The sequence below is a fragment of the Candidatus Uabimicrobium helgolandensis genome (assembly GCF_041508025.1).
Classification (GTDB): Bacteria; Planctomycetota; Uabimicrobiia; order Uabimicrobiales; family Uabimicrobiaceae; genus Uabimicrobium; species Uabimicrobium helgolandensis.
Window position 1 is genome coordinate 979593 of sequence record NZ_CP165719.1, and the last position, 18692, is coordinate 998284.

At 37.0% G+C, this 18692-nt stretch carries 18 protein-coding genes; 5 read left to right on the top strand and 13 right to left on the bottom strand.

The window, feature by feature from the left end:
• The first annotated feature begins 257 nt into the window (after positions 1 to 257).
• Both UABHE_RS03600 and UABHE_RS03605 read left to right on the top strand, forming a co-directional pair.
• A complete protein-coding gene (locus UABHE_RS03600) occupies positions 258 to 707 on the top strand; it encodes a GatB/YqeY domain-containing protein (protein WP_372368858.1) in 450 nt (149 codons plus the stop codon).
• A 49-nt stretch (positions 708 to 756) separates the two neighbouring features.
• The gene (locus UABHE_RS03605) at positions 757 to 2778 is read left to right on the top strand and encodes a prolyl oligopeptidase family protein (RefSeq protein ID WP_372371562.1); all 2022 of its coding nucleotides are present in this window, start codon (positions 757 to 759) and stop codon (positions 2776 to 2778) included.
• A 342-nt stretch (positions 2779 to 3120) separates the two neighbouring features.
• On the opposite strand, the gene UABHE_RS03610 is transcribed toward UABHE_RS03605, so the two are convergent.
• The 5 genes from UABHE_RS03610 to UABHE_RS03630 form a co-directional block, all read right to left on the bottom strand.
• A complete protein-coding gene (locus tag UABHE_RS03610) occupies positions 3121 to 4134 on the bottom strand; it encodes a DUF1573 domain-containing protein (RefSeq protein ID WP_372368859.1) in 1014 nt (337 codons plus the stop codon).
• An 11-nt stretch (positions 4135 to 4145) separates the two neighbouring features.
• Positions 4146 to 5333, bottom strand: coding sequence for a multiheme c-type cytochrome (locus UABHE_RS03615; RefSeq protein ID WP_372368860.1), 1188 nt, complete (start codon positions 5331 to 5333; stop codon positions 4146 to 4148).
• Between the two features lie 8 nt (positions 5334 to 5341).
• Positions 5342 to 6550, bottom strand: coding sequence for an MlaD family protein (locus UABHE_RS03620; RefSeq protein ID WP_372368861.1), 1209 nt, complete (start codon positions 6548 to 6550; stop codon positions 5342 to 5344).
• Between the two features lie 68 nt (positions 6551 to 6618).
• Positions 6619 to 8412: a phenylalanine--tRNA ligase subunit beta gene (gene pheT, locus UABHE_RS03625; RefSeq protein WP_372368862.1), complete on the bottom strand. Its 1794-nt coding sequence runs from the start codon at positions 8410 to 8412 to the stop codon at positions 6619 to 6621.
• Positions 8403 to 9926: a phenylalanine--tRNA ligase subunit alpha gene (locus UABHE_RS03630; RefSeq protein WP_372368863.1), complete on the bottom strand. Its 1524-nt coding sequence runs from the start codon at positions 9924 to 9926 to the stop codon at positions 8403 to 8405. The genes pheT and UABHE_RS03630 overlap by 10 nt, the downstream gene beginning before the upstream one ends.
• A 346-nt stretch (positions 9927 to 10272) precedes the next feature.
• On the opposite strand from UABHE_RS03630, the gene UABHE_RS03635 reads away from it, so the two are divergent.
• The 3 genes from UABHE_RS03635 (at position 10273) to UABHE_RS03645 (ending at position 10949) form a co-directional block, all read left to right on the top strand.
• On the top strand, positions 10273 to 10407 hold the full coding sequence (locus UABHE_RS03635) for a hypothetical protein (protein ID WP_372364459.1): 135 nt from the start codon (positions 10273 to 10275) through the stop codon (positions 10405 to 10407).
• Between the two features lie 12 nt (positions 10408 to 10419).
• Positions 10420 to 10614 carry a four helix bundle protein gene (locus tag UABHE_RS03640; protein WP_372371558.1) on the top strand — a complete coding sequence of 65 codons (195 nt, stop codon included), beginning with the start codon at positions 10420 to 10422 and terminating at the stop codon, positions 10612 to 10614.
• 122 nt (positions 10615 to 10736) lie between these two features.
• A complete protein-coding gene (locus UABHE_RS03645; protein WP_372368864.1) occupies positions 10737 to 10949 on the top strand; it encodes a hypothetical protein in 213 nt (70 codons plus the stop codon).
• A gap of 678 nt (positions 10950 to 11627) precedes the next feature.
• On the opposite strand, the gene floA (UABHE_RS03650) is transcribed toward UABHE_RS03645, so the two are convergent.
• Genes floA (UABHE_RS03650) through dnaX form a run of 8 tightly spaced genes read right to left on the bottom strand, consistent with a single transcriptional unit; the run spans position 11628 to position 18671 of the window.
• Positions 11628 to 12584: a flotillin-like protein FloA gene (gene floA, locus UABHE_RS03650; protein ID WP_372368865.1), complete on the bottom strand. Its 957-nt coding sequence runs from the start codon at positions 12582 to 12584 to the stop codon at positions 11628 to 11630.
• A 10-nt stretch (positions 12585 to 12594) separates the two neighbouring features.
• A complete protein-coding gene (locus UABHE_RS03655; protein ID WP_372368867.1) occupies positions 12595 to 13143 on the bottom strand; it encodes a hypothetical protein in 549 nt (182 codons plus the stop codon).
• Positions 13144 to 13169: 26 nt separating this feature from the next.
• Complete coding sequence (gene floA, locus UABHE_RS03660) at positions 13170 to 14174, bottom strand: flotillin-like protein FloA (protein ID WP_372368868.1); 1005 nt, start codon at positions 14172 to 14174, stop codon at positions 13170 to 13172.
• 26 nt (positions 14175 to 14200) lie between these two features.
• The gene (locus UABHE_RS03665) at positions 14201 to 14587 is read right to left on the bottom strand and encodes an NfeD family protein (protein WP_372371564.1); all 387 of its coding nucleotides are present in this window, start codon (positions 14585 to 14587) and stop codon (positions 14201 to 14203) included.
• A gap of 42 nt (positions 14588 to 14629) precedes the next feature.
• On the bottom strand, positions 14630 to 15094 hold the full coding sequence (locus tag UABHE_RS03670) for an NfeD family protein (RefSeq protein ID WP_372368869.1): 465 nt from the start codon (positions 15092 to 15094) through the stop codon (positions 14630 to 14632).
• A 1-nt stretch (position 15095) separates the two neighbouring features.
• Complete coding sequence (locus UABHE_RS03675) at positions 15096 to 16589, bottom strand: nodulation protein NfeD (protein WP_372368871.1); 1494 nt, start codon at positions 16587 to 16589, stop codon at positions 15096 to 15098.
• Positions 16590 to 16601: 12 nt separating this feature from the next.
• The gene (locus UABHE_RS03680; protein ID WP_372368872.1) at positions 16602 to 16925 is read right to left on the bottom strand and encodes a YbaB/EbfC family nucleoid-associated protein; all 324 of its coding nucleotides are present in this window, start codon (positions 16923 to 16925) and stop codon (positions 16602 to 16604) included.
• Between the two features lie 12 nt (positions 16926 to 16937).
• Complete coding sequence (gene dnaX / locus UABHE_RS03685; protein ID WP_372368873.1) at positions 16938 to 18671, bottom strand: DNA polymerase III subunit gamma/tau; 1734 nt, start codon at positions 18669 to 18671, stop codon at positions 16938 to 16940.
• Positions 18672 to 18692: the final 21 nt, after the last annotated feature.

An 18692-nucleotide genomic window follows, 5' to 3' on the forward strand; every position in this document is an offset into this window, starting at 1 on the left:
AAGTAACTCTATTCTCACAAATCTAAGTGTTTGCACTAAGTTATGGAAGATAGAAGTTTGAAAACGTTTTACAATATAGCGAAAGAGAAGCATTTGCTAGAATACTTGCAGTCGCAGTACATTTCCAATAAATATAAATAAAATATAGGTTTTACGAACCATTTTTGCGCGTAGCGGTTATAGTTGTATAGTTTGCTTCGATTATTTATAATAATGAACGAATTAGTTATTTACAAATTTGCATAAAGGAAATCAAAATGAGTGAAGTACGCGATAAAATTAGCGAAGACTTAAAACAAGCAATGCGTGATAAGGATCAAGATAAGTTGGGAACATTGCGCATGATCAAAACTGAAATTGTAAAAAAAGAAACTTCAGACAAAGCAAATGAATTAGATGAAAATGGACTTTTAAAGCTGCTTAATACAATGAAAAAACAGCGCGTAGAGGCTATCGAGCAATATGAAAAAGCAGGACGCCAAGAATTAGCGGACCAAGAAAAACGCGAGATAACCATCATTGAGTCCTATTTACCAAAGGCTTTGTCTTCTGAGGAAATTGCTAGCATTGTAAAACAGGCTATTGAAGAAGTAGGGGCAACAGAAATGAAGCAAATGGGACAAGTAATGAAAAATGCTGTTGCCAAAGCTGCTGGTCGCGCTGATGGTAAGTTGATCAGTTCCGAAGTACGTAAACAATTGCAATAAATATTAAACAGTGTCTTAGCTATTTATATGCTAGGACACTTTCTTAATAATAAGTTCGGTAAAGGAAAAATCAATGGACGATCCACACCTCTGGTTAGAAAATATTGAAGATCATCAAGCATTGCAGTGGGCAAAACAACAAAATGAGATAACCACATCTCATATGCAAAAGCAGCCATATTTTAATGAGATATATGATAAAAATTTGGAAATACTCAACTCCGATGATCGCATCGCCTATCCCACGATACGCAGGGACTATTTGTATAACTTTTGGCAAGACGCTAAGAATGAACGCGGAATATGGCGTCGTGCGAAATACGATGATTATTTCAATGGCGGTGAATGGGAAGAGCTATTAGATTTGGATAAGTTATCAAAACAAGAAAACGAGTCTTGGGTATTTAAAGGCGCAGAAGGATTATATCCCGATTATGAAAAGTATATGATAAAACTATCACGAGGTGGTGGAGATGCAACTGTTGTTCGCGAGTATGATATCACTACAAAATCTTTTGTGGAAAATGGGTTTGAATTGCCTGAAGCAAAATCATTTTTAGCATGGTATGACAAAGATACATTGTGGGTAGCGAGCGACTTTGGAAAAGATAGTTTAACTAATTCTGGATATCCAATGAGCGTACGTGAGTGGAAGAGAGGGACAGAATTAATCGAATCCAACATTGTATTTAGAGGTGAAAAACAAGATATTGGTAGTTATAGTTTTGTGATACATACTGATAAGCATAAGTACAAATTAATCATACGTGCAAAAACATTTTATAGCGCAGAATATCATGTTTTTTACAAAGACAATTTGCAGCTACTTGATGTTCCCGATGATTGTAAGCTCACTGGTTTTTTACAGGAATACATGATTATCCAGTTAAAATCTGATTGGACTTTACCGCAAAATAATTACAAGGCTGGTAGTATACTTGTTATTTCATTTGAAGAATTTATGAATGGTTCGCGTAATTTTGATGTAGTAGTTGTGCCAGAAGATGATGAAACTGTAACATCTATACAACTTACTAAAAACTACATTGTTATCAATAAATTAAAAAATGTGCGTAGTCAATTATATCATTACAATATATATTCTAAAAAGCTAAACCAAGTACCAACGTCAGAATATGGAAGTATTCATTTAATCACTAGCGATGACAATAGCGATAGTTTTTTCTACACTTATAGCGATTTTTTAACTCCACCAACATTGCATTTTTTTCAAAATGATCAAATAAAAAAAATACGGCAATTACCCCATTTTTTTAGTAGCGATAACTTCCAAGTACAGCAATTTATGGCAAATTCCACAGATGAAGCGAAAATTCCTTATTTTGTTGTTTCGAGTAAAGATACTCAACTTAATGGCAAAAATCCTACGTTGATTAAAGCTTATGGTGGTTTTGAAGTTTCTTTATACCCTCATTACTTAGGTACAATAGGAACTTCTTGGTTGCAACGCGGAGGAGTTTATATAGTGGCAAATATAAGAGGTGGGGGAGAGTTTGGTCCTAAGTGGCACAGATGTGCTTTGAAAGAAAATAGACAACGTTGTTTTGATGATCTTGCGGCTGTTGCTAAAGATATTAGTCATCGAAAAATTTCTTCTGCAAAATATACAGGTATTATCGGAGGAAGTAATGGTGGACTTCTTGTAGGAGCAGCGTTTACACAAAAACCAGAACTTTACGGAGCCGTAGTTTGCCAAGTGCCTCTTTTAGATATGCAAAGATATCATAAACTCTTAGCAGGTGCAAGCTGGGTCGCAGAATATGGAAATCCCGATATCGAAGAAGAGTGGGAATATATAAAGAAGTATTCTCCGTATCATAACTTGTCGCCCGACAAAGAGTACCCTGTAGTTTTTATTTACACGTCGACTAAAGACGACCGTGTTCACCCTGGACATGCACGTAAGATGGTAGCTAGGATGCAAGAAATGGATCACAAAGTGTACTACTATGAGAATTTGGAAGGTGGACATGCTGGAGCGACAACACATCATCAGCAAGCCTTTGCAAGTGCGTTATCATACTGTTATCTTTGGGAGCAGTTGGAGTAATAGGTTGTCTTTATTTCAAGTACGCTGAATCAACGAATAAGACAATCTCATAATTGCGTAAAATAAAAGAACTTGTAGAATAGATTTTCTTTAAAGCAGCGCGGTGTAGGGGTTTTGTGCCGCCCGTATTACAAGCACAAAAGAATAGCGTTTGCGATTGTTTGTATCTATAGGGCTTTAAAATTTTACAATAGTTTGGAAAAGCCGGGCGGTATAAGACCGCCTTACACCGCACTTAGTGTATCTTACAAGGTTACAGTACTACGTTAATAATGATATTTTTCTTAACTTCATGCATGACATTACCCGCAGGACGGATTTAATTTCATATCGATTTACGCTTTATTTTTTCGACTTCATAACATAACCTTGAAGGGGTATCTTCAACTGCTGCTGTTTTTCGTCTGATGTTTCAATGATAATTGCATCGCGTATTTCACCAGCTTTCATTTGCTTTGAAGGTTTGCATACTACAATAATTTTGTAGTACTGATTCGGAATCATCACTTCTTTTGTTATCAACAATTCTTTCCATGGTGAATGAATCGCTTTAATGTCAAAAGAACCTCCATTGCGATGATATACAAATGCGTGTCTTGTTTTCGATTTACTTCCGCGTAGTAAACCAAACGAAATTGTGTCAGGGCGCACTCCAATGTCTCCAGCAACTCGTGCTAGAATAGAAACGACAATTTTTTCATAGCCAGGGATATTCGTTTCAATAGTTAATTCACCATCAATACGGCCATAGGGAATGTCTTTTTTTGTGATGAGAGTGATGCACTTTGCTGGACGCTTTCCTGGATAAAATCCATCGTAGATGTCGTCTTTTACTTCTATATCAAAACATTCTTGCTGTTGATCAAATATATTTTGCTGTATTTTTGTTATTTTGAACTTTTGTTCATTTTCTGGAGATATCCACAGTCGTTTTTGTTGGACGTTTTCGCGGCGAAATTCGCCAAAACTCAAGAATTTATGTGACACAGTACCTGTTTGTACAACATCTGCTTCAAAATTAGCATATAGTATTGGTGAATGCACTGAATTGGTAAATACTTTTATTTGCCAAGACGAATGACCTTTTTTTCCTCTAGGATCTAAGTGTACTTTTATTTGAGAAGTACCACCGGGATTAAGAAAAGAGGGATCTGGTTTTGCAGAAGAGCATCCGCAAGATGTCTCTACTTTTTCAATAGTAATCGCTGAATTTCCTATATTTTTTACCTCAAAAGCCATATCTACTTTTTTAGTGTCGGGAATTTTTCCTAGCGGTATTGTTTGTGGAGAAATAGAAAGATCGTTTTGAGCACATAATAATGATACCCAAATAAATACTAAGAGACATCTAAGCATGGAATACTCTCCTATTTTTCGCGCCAATGGCGAATTTTTTTCATATATTCACCATAAGCAAAATGTGGACTATGATCTTTATCATGGCAAGATATACAAGTATCTTCACCGTTTGTTCGTCCATAACCAGGTTTAGGATTAAAAGCGTGTTCTGCTCCTGGTCCATGACAGTTTTCGCAACCGACATTGATTAAATAGTCACTCTCTTCAAAATTGCGATAGCCTTCTGCAAATTCGTAACCAACAACGTGGCATTTTACACATTCTGGATCATGGTGGTAGTTTTGTTTTTGAAGTGTTGCAAAAGCGTGGGCATGATCTTGTTTACTGATCCACTCGCGATATTCTTTAGTGTGGCAGGACATGCACATATCGGTGCCAACATAACCAATAGGAGAACTTCTTTTGACAACAAAATCAATTAAATGCGACTGCTTTACTTGTTTTTTGTATTTTTCTAAAATTTTAACGACCTCTTTTTGAGGAGGATATTCGCTACTAATAGCAATGTGCTCTCGTTGCCATTTAAATTTACCGTTTTCCCAATTAATTTTTAAAACACCTGCATAACGTCCGCGATCTCCTGCACTTAGCACTATTGTTTTTTCTTTTGGTGTTAGTGGTGTTATCGGATTATCTGCATCGTTAACTAAAAAAATGCGCCAATATTTTCCTTCTGGAAAATTTGTATGTACTTGTGCAGAAGTTTTGCCTTTTGCCATCACAAAAACCAAATCAACATTGTTGTCTTTCAAAAAAGACTTAGCTCTTTGTAAATCTTTGTCGGTTTCATAGCGCAAAACAACAAATAGTTTATCGCGAAAGCGTCCTATATACGGTTTTGCTTCTTCGCGGCCGCTGTCCACTTCTTTTTGAGTAATGGAGGAAAAATGGTAATTCATTGCTTTTATCATTTTATGGTATGTTTCAAACTTAATCTGTTGTTGACGATCGTTTTTTTTGCTGGCAAAACCGCCATCAATTAACAACCATTTTTTATCTTTATTAAGATAATTAATCCAGCCACTTCTTTGTGCGACTCCACCTGTTTTCATACCGGTGCAACCGCACGGCTCTAATTCTCCTGAAGCCTCTCCTGTGTAGAAGACGTTTAGTGAATTAGATATATTTTCTTTACGCGCAAAACTCCATAGCAGCAAGGAGAGTGCGCATACATAAATAATCAAAAGCTTTTTCATACAAAACCTCAAAAAGCGCGGAATAGTATATTGGTAAACGTTGTGATAGGAACTTGCTCGCGCGCATCTTCAACAGAATCAGAAAAGCTTTTTATTAACTGACGGATTTCAGTGTACAGTGCATCATCAGCCATTAGCTTGCCAATAGTTCCTTCTCCTTTTTCAAGGCGCGTAGCTACTTTTTGTAAACTAGCAATGGTATTCTTTAAGTCACTTGCCATTTGCTCGTCGCTTATGAGCATTCCCAAAGTACCTTTGCCATTATTAATACCATTAATTGTACTATTGACATTGCCTACCATAGAACGCGCTTCTCTTAGTGTTTTTTCTACTTCTAAGTAAAGAGTGTCGTCCATAAATAGTTTTCCAATAGTTCCTTCACCTTGGTTGATTCGCGTAGTAAGCTTATGTATATCTTGCGATATTTTATCGGCATTTTTCATAGTATTTTTTAAATTTTGATATAACTTATCATCGCGGAGCAAGCGGCCAAGAGTTCCCTTGCCTTGACGAACACGACCGGTAATAGCAACAACATCTTTTGATATTCGGTCTAAACGCTTGTACAATTTGTCATCGTTTAACAAGTGCCCAAGAGTTCCTTGTGCGTTTTTTAAACTATCTGTGATCTCGCGTAAATTCTTCACCGCTATCGCAATATCGTCATAGATTTTGCGTTCTCTGATAAGAAGGCCAATTGTTCCATCGCTTTTCAAGCTTTTGGCTACTTCTTTCATTTCAGAAATTAACTCATCCATTTCTGGGTTGTCAAGAATAGAGTGTTTTGCTTTTCCCTCTAGCTTTTTAACCTTATCTGATTTAGCAGCAATAGCTGGGAATTGAATAACTGGTTGCGGATTCTCTTCTTCAGAGTCCCCAACATGAATATCAATAAGTTTGCCACCTAAAGCGCTAGCGTCTTTTACTTTGATATTGTAGCCTTCGTATAAGTTAAGAGGTTCAACAAGATTGATATCAACTTTTACCCGTCCATCGTTTTGCAATTTTAAGTCAGACACTGTTCCCACTTCCATACCTGAGGCAAGAACCTTGTGGCCAATTTCAAGACCATCAACACGGTCAAAGACAATCGCCATTTTTGCGCTACGCCCTTGTAAAATAGTAAAGTCTTTAATTATGATGGTGAATAATGCAATAACAACGAAACCGACAAAAAATACAATACCAACGATAAAATCGCGTTTATTTGTTTCCATTTTTCCCCCTAAAAAAACACTTAAGGTAAGTGTGGTGTAGGGGCGGTTTGCGCCGCCCGGTTCCAGATTTACTTAAAAAGCACTGCTAGCGGAATCTCAGCCAAGGCAATTGGGTTTGTTAACCCAAAATTAACAATAACCTGCGGATGTATTTCTCCAAGAACAATATTTCCATTTTTTGTCTCGACTTCTGCGCAACGACCTTCAATAAAACTTGGATGAGTACTTACTTTATAGCTGCCTTCCCACCCTAGCTCTGCTAGTATCCCGTCAACATAAGAACGAATCTCGGCATAACTAGCCTTTGGCCCTGTAATTGCAAAACACAAACGTCTTTCTTCCCAACTTTTAGTGTCATGGTTATCATTGCCAACGTGGACAACGTTACCTAATTCAAAAAACTTTTGTGGCATTGGTTTACGTTTATTTTTTGCAAAGCTTTCTAAAATGCCAGTCATTAAATGGCAGCGAACTATATTGTGCTCTACTAGTTTTGGGTTTTGAATCACTGCGTGATCATCGCCTGGTGTTAGTTGTAACTTGGTAAAGTGGTTTGCTTCTGTTGTTAGCATCAAGGACATGATTTCATTACAATCTAGCCCTACCATTACTTGTCTTGCCGTTTCGCTTAGAAGTTCTTCTGGTCTTGCCTGGGCAACGGTCATTGTTTCTACCATTTTTGGCTTAATGTTATGGTAGCCATAAGCGATACCTAGGTCTTCAAAGATGTCTACTTCGTGTTTTATATCAGTGCGGAATGCTGGATAGTAGATTTCATAGTTGGGAAAACGACCATCTACACGAAAACGCATTTTTTCGAGAAGCTCTTTGAACTGTGGAATGGTAAAGTTGATGCCTAACCATTTACGCGCCCGTTCGGCGTTGATTTTGATTCTGCGTAAAGCTAAATCTGGAGTTATGGTTTTTTTGTCGCCATTTACCATTTTTACTAGTTCAACACTACCACCTAGTTCCACCAAAGAGCTCACTAAAGTGTTCAAACTTTTGTGGACATCAGTTTTTGTTAGCCCAGTTACATCGATGAATAAATTTTTACTACCCTCTTTCACTCTTGTTTCTTCGCTATTGATGATAGGAGGAAGTGAAAGCACTTGATCTTTACTATCTATTAACAACGGATATTTTGTACTTTTTTCTAGTAAATGAGCATAAGCTTTGCCCTTAGTGTGTTCTGTTAATATTTGCTTTGGAGTCATTTTTTCATTGGCATTTCCCAAAGGACAAAATGATAATTCTTCAGGCGCAACAGCTTTATAAGTAATAGGTCCACTGATCGTGTCTAAATCATAAATTCCAATAGAAGCTAACTTGCGATCACGGCCAATGCCCCAGTGTAAGTTTTCTTGAAGTTTCATTATTGTACGCAGTAGCTTTGAATCGATTTCAGGCATATGTACTATGGCGCAGGCTATGTGTGGACGATAGTTGTCTGGCTTTTGCAATTCTTCTGAGACAAAAACTTCTAGTTGCGCGGGAGCAAGAGAAAATTCTGCTAGCCCTTTTTCTATCCCCAAATAACCTTTGAGCGTGCGAGCAAGTCCGCCAGCATCAAATAGATCTGGTCTTGCCGGTAAGAGATCTAAACGAATAGTCTCTTCTTCGTCAACGGAATTAAACGGCTTTTCCTCTTCGTAGTCGCATTGTGTACAGCGTTTTGGCGCTTCTTCGTGCTCTTGTTTTTCTATAAATAAACTACATTTAGGGCATTGATAAATAATTGTTTTACCCATGCCATCTACATCACATCCCAAATACTCTAGTGTATCGGATAAATTTTCTGATGTGATTGGTTGCCCTAACAAGTCTGATAATTGTTTTACTGATATCCCTATTACTGGCACAACTTAGCCTCCTGTAACCAATCCAAATCTGATCCGTAAAGAGTACGAATATCAGATATACCGTAACGTAACATTGCCAATCTCTCTAGACCTAGGCCCCAAGCCATTACTGGAACATTACATCCCAAAGGAACGGTCACTTCTGGCCGGAAAATTCCTGAGCCACCTAATTCAATCCAGCAACTCTTTTGTTCCATCCACACAAATACTTCTGCTGATGGTTCAGTATATGGGAAAAAAGAAGGTTTGAACTTAACTTTCTCGAATCCCATTTTACGATAAAATGCTTGCAATGTACCTAAAAGAGAGCAAAGAGAAGCATTTTTATCTGCTACAATTCCGTCTACTTGATGAAATTCTGGTAAGTGCTTAAAACTAATGGTTTCATTACGAAATACGCGCCCTACACAAAAAACTTTGCTTGGGGGGTTCGGGTTTTCTGATAAATAGCGAATAGAGGAAGCAGTTGTGTGAGTACGAAGGACCATGCGTTTTGCTTCTTCACTATCCCACTTGTAACCCCAACCGCTTGAGCCCGTTTCTCCACCATCTTCATGTGTTTTGCTAATGCGTTCAACTAATTCTTTATTGGGTAAGTCACCAAATTGCGGTTTTTTCATGTAGAATGTGTCTTGCATATCGCGTGATGGATGATCTTGTGGTTGAAATAGAGCGTCAAAATCCCACAATCCTGTATCTAAATGCGGTGAAACTGTCTCAAGAAAACCCATTTCTAGAAATGTACGCCTGGTCTCTTGAATAATCTTTTGAAGTGGGTGACACTTGACAGGAACCTTTATATCTGCTTTTTCGGTAATATCATATGGGCGAAGTTTTATTTCTCGAAAGCGGCCACTTGCAATGTCTTCTGGCGTCAATAAGTTTACTTGCTCTTCTTCTACTTTTAAACTAGGCAATGCTGCTTTACCAGCTTCAGTCATTGTTATATAACGCACAGTACGTTCTTTTAGTTTTGCTAACTCTCCACGACGACGTAATAGTTTTTCTACATAGCCCGAGTCAATTCCATCTAGTTCATCAAGAAAAACACTACCTTTGACGATAGCAATTTTAAGTGCTTTTTCATCATGGGCATCTTCTGATATTGCTTTGCTACCTTCCTCTGTTAAGTCAAGACTTTGAGCATTTTTTTTAAACCACCCACGCAACATTCCCCATTTCATAATGTCACCCATAGAGAGATTATTTTGTTTTGCGTGTTTTGCTACATCTTGCATTGTTAAACTGTTATTATTTTGTTGAAGAACAGTTAGAAATTTTCTTTCTGCTAATCCTTTTTCTACTAATTCTTGGGCTTCAGATGTTGGTAGAAGTTCTTGTCTTTTAAATTCTTCTATTTCCACCCAGCCTTCACTTTGCGCGAAGGTCATTGTCCCCATAACCATAGGCTGTTCCACATTTGTTTTCTCACAAAGTTGCTTGATACTTATTTTATTTGTATCAGCAACTATTGTGAATAGCTGATATTGCTCTTTTGTGATTTGTGTAGACATTTTCTCATTCCAATATTGAAATTTATCATTGATAGGATGTGTCATGTGGTAAAAAAAATGATGACACGCTCAACTTTAGAGGTTGTATTTCGCGATGTATAATAAGAGAATTGCATTTTACTGTCAAGAACAGTAATGAGATTTTGGTGTTTATAAAAGGATTATAAGATCTGTTGTAAATAGAAAAGAATGTTGTGTGATTCCAATTATAACTAAGATTACTACAAGTTGCGACCTATAAAAGTTGTCGTATAGTCTGGTATAATTACTCTTACAAATTCGATGTGCGCGGTTCGAATCTCGTGAGACGCAGTCGTGGCACATGGCACGAAGTAAGGGTAATGCAATGAATTTTAATCATGAAAAATTAGATGTATATCAAGTATCACTAGAATATACAAAAGAAACATTTAATGTGATGGAGAAAATGCCATCAGGTTACAGCTATTTAAAGGATCAGCTAAAAAGAGCATCGCCTTGAGTCCCTCTTAATATAGCAGAAGGCAATGCCAAATTTAGCAAAAAAGAGAAAGCAAGGTTTTTTTCTATAGCAAGAGCATCAGCAAATGAATGTAGTGCAGTATTCGATGTTGCTAAGATAGCCCAAATAATAGATTCAAAAGAAAAAGAGAAAATCAAAAAACTACTCTATAGAATAATTTGTATGCTTTCAAAGTTAATAGTTTAATTTTCGCACATGGAATATCGATCCACGACCACGAACCTCAAAAATCGAATTGCACACATCGTTTTTTTATACTGTTATAACGACTCTTCTCTTAAAGTAGGAAAAACAAGAAGGAGAAAGTCATGGAAAAAGAAATTATAATTGTTTTCTGTATATGTGATGAGATAAAACAAGCACTCAAGATTGTAGAAGATCCTCAAGTTAAAATGACTAATTCAGAAATTATGACAACAGCATTGATTACTCTTTCGAATATATTGTTTCTGAAGCTCTTAATGTCTCTATCTTACCTCAGAGAAAGAAAAATTCTAAAAGGCTTTTTCCGGAGCTACTGAGCTTATTCAAAAGGTTACCCGTAAAAGGATTGAAACTACTTTTAGTCAGATCACTTCTTTTTTTCCAAAGAAAATTCATGCTGTTACCTCTTATGGATTTGAGTTAAAAGTTGTCCTTTTGTTCTCGCTTTCACTTTTTCTTGTTATTTTTAGGTCGCAATTATAACTAAGATTACTACAAGGAAGGATTATTTGTAATGAAGAAAATGTCGCGAAAATTTTTGATTTTAAGTGGTGTTCTAGTTTTTTTAGCGCTACTTGCCGTACATGTCTTACAGATCAATCTTTGCCATGCGAGGATATTCGCTCTAAATTTTGGCGTTGCAAATTTTTTCGGCGGCTTTTGTGCGAACTTTTTTATCTTTATCAAAAAGAACTGCTTTTTGAAGAACTTCTTAGTCGCAAACTTTTTTTATTATTCCAAAACGCACAATATTGTTTTATGTTCAATAACAATTTTGTTGATTAGACCTTGATCTGTTATTTTTTCGCTGCGGCTAAACGCACTGAGGAATCTTTGTCTTCTACAGCAAATTTCCTCAAAGTATTCTGATCGAAAGTTTCTAATACGAAACGCAAGCGATTTGATTTATCTAAATCACTCGTTAAATTTACTAACTTTCTACTAGCAAACATGCTAAAAGGCTAGAACTAGCCTTTTAGCAAAATTTTATACAACTACTCAGGTTTTACAGTGTAAATGTTACCTTTGCGGAATGCTTCAGCTATTGCTTTTGGAACTTCAGCTTGTGCAAGAACAACAAGTGCGCGATTTTCTTTTACTTTTGCCTTCATTTCTTGTTCTTGTGCAATCGCCATAGCTCTTTTTTCTTCTGCTTTTGCTTGTGCTACACGTTTATCAGCTTCAGCTTGGTCCGCTTGGAGCTGTGCACCGATGTTGTCTCCAACATCTACGTCTGCGATATCGATAGAAAGTATTTCGAAAGCAGTTCCAGAGTCGAGACCTTTTCCAAGTACATATTGAGAAATCATATCAGGATTTTCAAGTACTTTTTTGTGTGTCTCTGCAGAACCAATAGCAGAAACAATTCCTTCACCTACACGAGCAATAATCGTTTCTTCTTTTGCCCCACCAACTAAACGATCAATGTTTGCTCTTACGGTTACACGCGCTTTTGCTTTTAACTGAATTCCATCTTTTGCTACCGCAGCAATGGTTGTGCGTCCGTCTTCACTTGGACAATCAATCACTTTTGGGTTTACGGATGTTTGTACAGCTTCAAGTACATCGCGTCCGGCAAGATCAATTGCCGCTGCTTTTGGAAACGATAGTGGTATGTTTGCTCTGTTTGCAGCAATAAGAGCACGTATCACGTTTGGCACATTTCCTCGGGCAAGATAGTGTGTCTCTAGGTCTTTTATGCTTATCTCTTCTAGTTCCGATTGCACCGACATAATTCGTGCATCTACCATGACCTTAGGGTTAACTTTTCTTAACCACATTCCCACTAAACTACGTATGGATACCGGAGCACCAGAAGAAGCTGCTTGAATCCACAGCATTCCAAAATTTAGTAGAATCAGGGCCAATACTAAAATAACAACCGCAGCCACGACAAAACCTATTGTAACGAGTATTTCGTCATTAGCTTTTAGTAAAAAGTGTATCATCATAATTCCTCACTCAAATATCCTGGACATCCCTCAACGATTTGGGTTTGCCAAAAATTTCCGATAAAACAAATGCTCGCTGCAAATCGTTTAACTGTTTATTTTGTAGAATAAGCTCATCTATTCCGATCTTCTTATCAGGGCTAGATGTTTTTGTGCTAGTTACTTGGTGCATTGAAGATTGTAAAGTCGTGATGTGCTCATTAACATGTTGTGTTACATCGTGTTCTACTGCTTGAGATACTCTGTCAAAGTTATTACTTTGTTGTTGTTCCGATATAGAGGCAAAGCGGTTTTCGTCTTTTCCACTGATAGAGGAAAAACGATTATCGCTTTGTGCAGACTCTAACTTTGGTTCTTCGTATAGAGCAGCTTCTTCGCTTATAATACCTTGACGTTCTTGTAGAGCACGCATTCTCTCTAAATATCTTTTCACTTCATCTCGAGAGCGATTTTTTCTAGGAGCAGCACGTTTACCTTGCTGTTGCCCTTCAAAAAGCTTACGTAAAGCTGGACCGATAAAAAAAATCAAGACTATCAGAAAAGTTAAAAAATCATCCATGAGTTGGTCCTTCTATGAAAGGATTACTATATTTTGAAACCACTGTTAGATTCGCCAGCTAAAGCATTACGCATACTAGAGTCAGCCATAACATTACGTAGTTTGTAGTAGTCCATAAGTCCAACCTTGCCTTGACGAAATGCGTCGGCGATTGCTTCGGGAATTTCAGCTTCTGCCATAATAACTTTCGCTTGGTTTTCTTGGATTTGTGCAATTTTTTCTTGTTCATGCGCCACAGCCATTGCACGTCTTTTTTCAGCTTTTGCTTGTGCAACACGCTTATCCGCTTCGGCTTGATCAGCCTGAAGTTTTGCACCAATGTTGTCGCCTACATCTACGTCCGCGATATCGATAGACAGAATGTCAAAAGCAGTACCAGAATCCAAGCCTTTTTCCAATACTTTTTTGGAAATCATATCAGGATTTTCAAGTACTTTTGTGTACTGCTCAACGGAACCGATAGTAGTTACGATACCTTCACCTACGCGAGCTATAATTGTTTCTTCTGTAGCTCCCCCAACAAGTCGGTCAAGATTTGCTCTTACAGTAACTCTTGCTCTTGCCTTTAATTGAATACCATCTTTAGCTACAGCATCAACTGTTTTTTTCTTCGCTGTTTTTTCAGGGCAATCAATTACTTTTGGGTTTACAGATGTTTGCACCGCGTCAAGTACATCGCGTCCAGCAAGATCTATCGCAGCTGCTTTTGAAAATATAAGAGGGATATTTGCTTTATTTGCAGCAATAAGGGCTCTTATCACATTTGGTACATTCCCGCCTGCTAGGTAGTGCGATTCTAAATCCTTCGCAGCGACATTTAAGCCTGCTTTTACTACCATAATACGGCTTTCGATAATTACATTAGGATTTATCTTTCGAAACCACATCCCAATAAGAGAAATCCAGGAAACTCTTGCGCCTGATGCAAAAGCTTGGATCCACAAGAAGCCAAACTTAAATAATATAATAAAAAAGGCAAGACCAAGTAGACCAATAGCTGGCCACACAAAATATTGTATTTCCGATCCCATTTAAATATTCCTTAAAAATATTTTTGTTATTTCGCCTTGATAGGGCGCACAAAGATCTGGTTTGCTTCTACTTTTACAACTTTTACAGGGGTATTTTTTTCAACAACACTACCTTCAGACATCACATCGTAGCGCTTTTTTTCAATAATTGCGAAACCTGAAGGACGTAGCACGCTGTCTGTCACACCTTGTTTGTGGAGAAGTTCTTCGATACTATCCTGCGACGAAATATAACCAGTTTCTACCGATTGTTGATCGTCGAGAACAGTCCGCTTAAGCCCCCAGGATATAATCACTGGGATAACAATAATAGACGCAACTATTAGAGAAAATCCATAGATCGGACTATCAAGTTCTGTAAAAGCGAAATAAATACTGCTGACAATAATGATACTACCTATGAAACAGAATATTGCATCTCCGACCCCACTTAAATATTCCTTAAAATATTTTTGTTATTTCGCCTTGATAGGCCGCACAAAAATTTGATTTGCTTCTACTTTTACAACTTTTACAGGAGTATCTTTTTCAACAACACTACCTTCAGACATTACATCATAACGTTTCTTTTCGATAATTGCGATACCTGAAGGACGTAACATGCTGTTAGTAACACCTTCTTTGTGGAGAAGCTCTTCGATACCATCTTGCGATGAAATGTAACCAGCCTCTACCGATTGTTGATCGTCGAGAACAGCCCGTTTGAGCCCCCAGGATATAATCATTGGTATAACAATAATAGACACAATGATCAGAGAAAATCCATAAATTGGACTATCAAGATCTGTAAAAGCGAAATAAATACTACTTACAATAATAATACTACCTATGACACCTACAATTCCGCCAGGAACAAAAACTTCAGTAAATAAAATAACGAGCCCGGCTATGTAGATAAGGCATATGATTTCAAATTGCATTTCACGATTCCTCTGTTTTTTCTGTATTCTCTGCTTTTTCTTCTGTATTTTCGCTAGCTTCGGAAACCGCTTCAGTTTTTTCAACAATGATACGATTTCCTTCTACAAACAAAACAGACACAGTTTCACCAGCACTAATCATGCCTCCCTGAGTAACAACATCATAAAACTCTTCGTCAATTTCTACTCTACCAGAAGGTCTTAATGTCGCAATTACTTTACCTGTTTTTCCAACAAGCTCTTGGTTTTTTGCAAGATTTTCGTTGTGTGCTTTAGATATTTGTCCTGTTTCTAAAGAAAGAGGTCCAAGGGGTTTTTTCTTAGGAAATAGATTTGATATAGAAAAGAACATTCCTATATTTGCACCAATACTCATCGTAATTGCCATTACATTTCCCATAAACAAACTCATTTCGCGCTCGGTAGAAGGATACACGAAACTTTGCATAGAAAAAAGTACTCCACAGAAGCACATAACAGCTCCAGCAACTCCAATAACAATCATTCCTGGCATAGCAAAAACTTCAAGCCCAATGAAGCCAAGACCTAGAACGAACAATACAATCTCCCAAGATTCTACTAACCCTGCATATGTTCCGCCAATAAAGAACAAGAACAAAAAGGCCATTCCCCCTAAAATAGGGACACCAATACCAGGAGATAAAAATTCTATGAGAATACCAAGGAAACCAAGAGTTAAAAATAAAATACGCATCCATTTATGAGTTAAAATTTGCGTTAAAGTATCAGAGCTAACATTAGATACTTTTTCTACATTGTACTCTGTCAAGTTTAGCGCAGCAAGTAGTTTTGTTTTTGTCTCGTATACTTCGCGGCAGATACCATATTTTTTACACTCTGTTGCAGTGAAAATAGCCACGGCTCCCCTCTTTACAATAACCCCTTTGTCGTGAATTTCTTTATTGGGTTTTGAAGGATCGCTGCGCATTTCGTTTAACTCTTCAGTTGTTTTGAACAACGGTTGTGCTCGGTAGCTGATTTGACGCACTTCCATACTTGGATCTACCATAGCTTGCATGAGTGCAACAGGGTACATGTGTAATTTTGCACACTCACCAAAGTATTCTTTTGCAACCTTGATAGCTTCCTTATCGATACTTCCAAAAGTAGTCTTTAGAACTACATTCCCGAGAGTTGCACCTGGTTGCATATATATTTTTTCACATGCAACAGCTAATAAGGCAGAAGCACCCTGTGCTTGTGTTACGTATGCATAAGTAGGGACGCCGTTTTCTGCAAGAAAATCTAGTTCGCGGCAAATAGAGTTAGCTGCTTCTACTTTTCCTCCAGACGAATTGATTTCCAAAATAATTACTTTTGCATGTTCTTTATCTACAGCTTTTAGCTTATTAATAATTACTTTTGTTAAATTATTAGATAAAGGCTCTTCAACCTTTAAATTGTAAACAGTGTGCGCATCGTTTTGAGCGAAAACAAGCACTGTGAGTAGCAAAACTAAAAAAAGGTTTTTCATGTCATTTTTCCATTACTTTTGGAACATTTTCATAATATTGTTAAAATCTAGTCCGCCTGTTAGCTGACTCATTTCCGTTTGTAAAAGTGCTTTTGATTTTTCAAGTGCTTGGTTTACTGCGGCAACAGTCATATCTTCTAGAAAGTCCGCATCTTCTCCAGAACTTAAAAGTTCAGGATCAATATGAATTTTAACTATTTGTTGACATCCGTTAGCTGTGGCGATCACTTTACCACCTCCAACACTAGCCTCTACTGTTTTATTTTTTAATTCATTTTGAATTTTAGCCATATCTTGCTGAGCTTTTTGCATTTGTTCGAACATATTACCAAACATTCACTTTCCTTACTATTTTCTAATCGCTTCTACTTTTATTACTCTTGCAGAAAAAAGTTCCAGACATAAAGACACGATTGGATCGTTTTCGGCAATAGCTTTTTGCTTTTCTTGGTTCTTACGCGGTTGATTCTCTCCTTCGTACTCCAGCTTTACTTGGGTATTTCCTCCGTAAGCTTTTTTAGCGGCTTGAATTACAATAGGATTATTTTTTTTATTTTTCAGCATATCTATTGTAATTTTATGGCTTATATCCATCTTGATAATTAAAGTGTTGTTTTCCTTAGTTATTTTTGCGTCGTCGCGCAGAATATTTGCCATGCGCCCAATGTTTTGTCTTAGTATATCAAGAAAAGCTTCTTTTGGTTCTTGTGTTTTTGTTGTAGTTATATTCGGTTGCTTTGTTACATTGGACGTTTTTGTTGGAGAAAATGTTTGTGCCGAAATCGCTATATCATTTTTTTTTTGATTTCGTGGTTGTTGAAAAAAATCTAAAGGGCTATTTTTTCCTTTTAAGTTACCCTTTGGAGGGAGTGGATTTGGTGGCAATGATTGCTGTGTTTGTGTATTTCGAGCTAATGGATTTTGAGCTGATTGCGATGTAAAAATTTTATTTTTTTTTTCCAAATTATTAAGACAATTAATCATTTCATCTAATGGTAATAACGATTCGATGTTCATGATTTTAAGTAATAGCGTTTCAAGTAAAATACGCCCCAAAAGACCTCTTTGAAAATGAACTTTACAAGTTACTATGTGTTGTATCGCTTGAAAAATGTAATTTTGATCAAAACACCCGTGTAATTTTTTTAATTGTTCTATGTAAAAATCAGTTCCGCTAATAAACTTTTCGCCAGACACCGAAAAAACGAGTAAATCTCGTAACTGTTGTGCTAATTGATCTATAAAATTTGAAAAATCTCCGCCTTCTTCACTAAACAACTCTACCACCTCAAGTAACTTAACTGCATTTTTGTCTGCTAGAGCTTGGAGTGCTGTAAATATATAGTCACTATCGTTACCCAATACTTTTTCTAGATCTTTGATATCTATTTTATTACCACTGTACGAGTATATTTGATCTAGTAAAACAACTGAATTGCGAAGAGCTCCTTTTGCTATTTGCGCAATTTGCAACAAGGCTTCTTTACTAATCTCAATATTTTCTTTTTTTGCCACCGTTTTTAAAAGTTCTACAGCATCCTCGATTTTAATTTGTCGAAAATCAAATCGTTGGCAACGAGAAAGTATTGTATCTGGAATAGAGTAAACCTGAGTTGTTGCGAAAATAAACTTTACGTGAGAAGGTGGTTCTTCAAGAGTTTTGAGTAGCGCATTAAAAGCAGCTTGGGTTAACATATGAACTTCGTCAATAATAAAAATTTTGTATTTTCCTTGTGATGGTAAATACTTTACATCATTTTTTATATTGCGAATTTCTTCTATACCACGATTAGATGCACCATCAACTTCTAATACATCCATATCCTCACCAATGGCAACTCTTTGACATACAACACATTTATTACAAGAAATACCATCCTGTGTTTCAGGGCAATTAAGAGCTTTAGCAAAAATACGCGCTGTGGAAGTTTTGCCAACGCCGCGGGAACCACAAAATAGATAAGCATGATGGACACGGTTATTCACTATAGCATTTTTGAGTGTTGTTGCTATATGCTGTTGCCCAATAACTTCATCAAAATTCTGCGGGCGATATTTTCTTGAAAATGCAAGATAATCCATGTGGAGATTCCGAGGAAGGTT

Excerpts from the sequence above, each read along its gene's own strand:
- UABHE_RS03600 (WP_372368858.1), top strand. The coding sequence starts at position 258 with ATGAGTGAAGTACGCGATAAAATTAGCGAAGACTTAAAACAAGCAATG.
- UABHE_RS03610 (WP_372368859.1), bottom strand. The coding sequence starts at position 4,134 with ATGCTTAGATGTCTCTTAGTATTTATTTGGGTATCATTATTATGTGCT.
- UABHE_RS03615 (WP_372368860.1), bottom strand. The coding sequence starts at position 5,333 with ATGAAAAAGCTTTTGATTATTTATGTATGCGCACTCTCCTTGCTGCTA.
- UABHE_RS03620 (WP_372368861.1), bottom strand. The coding sequence starts at position 6,550 with ATGGAAACAAATAAACGCGATTTTATCGTTGGTATTGTATTTTTTGTC.
- UABHE_RS03630 (WP_372368863.1), bottom strand. The coding sequence starts at position 9,926 with ATGTCTACACAAATCACAAAAGAGCAATATCAGCTATTCACAATAGTT.
- UABHE_RS03635 (WP_372364459.1), top strand. The coding sequence starts at position 10,273 with ATGAATTTTAATCATGAAAAATTAGATGTATATCAAGTATCACTAGAA.
- UABHE_RS03645 (WP_372368864.1), top strand. The coding sequence starts at position 10,737 with ATGGAAAAAGAAATTATAATTGTTTTCTGTATATGTGATGAGATAAAA.
- floA (WP_372368865.1), bottom strand. The coding sequence starts at position 12,584 with ATGATGATACACTTTTTACTAAAAGCTAATGACGAAATACTCGTTACA.
- UABHE_RS03655 (WP_372368867.1), bottom strand. The coding sequence starts at position 13,143 with ATGGATGATTTTTTAACTTTTCTGATAGTCTTGATTTTTTTTATCGGT.
- floA (WP_372368868.1), bottom strand. The coding sequence starts at position 14,174 with ATGGGATCGGAAATACAATATTTTGTGTGGCCAGCTATTGGTCTACTT.
- UABHE_RS03670 (WP_372368869.1), bottom strand. The coding sequence starts at position 15,094 with ATGCAATTTGAAATCATATGCCTTATCTACATAGCCGGGCTCGTTATT.
- UABHE_RS03675 (WP_372368871.1), bottom strand. The coding sequence starts at position 16,589 with ATGAAAAACCTTTTTTTAGTTTTGCTACTCACAGTGCTTGTTTTCGCT.
- UABHE_RS03680 (WP_372368872.1), bottom strand. The coding sequence starts at position 16,925 with ATGTTTGGTAATATGTTCGAACAAATGCAAAAAGCTCAGCAAGATATG.
- dnaX (WP_372368873.1), bottom strand. The coding sequence starts at position 18,671 with ATGGATTATCTTGCATTTTCAAGAAAATATCGCCCGCAGAATTTTGAT.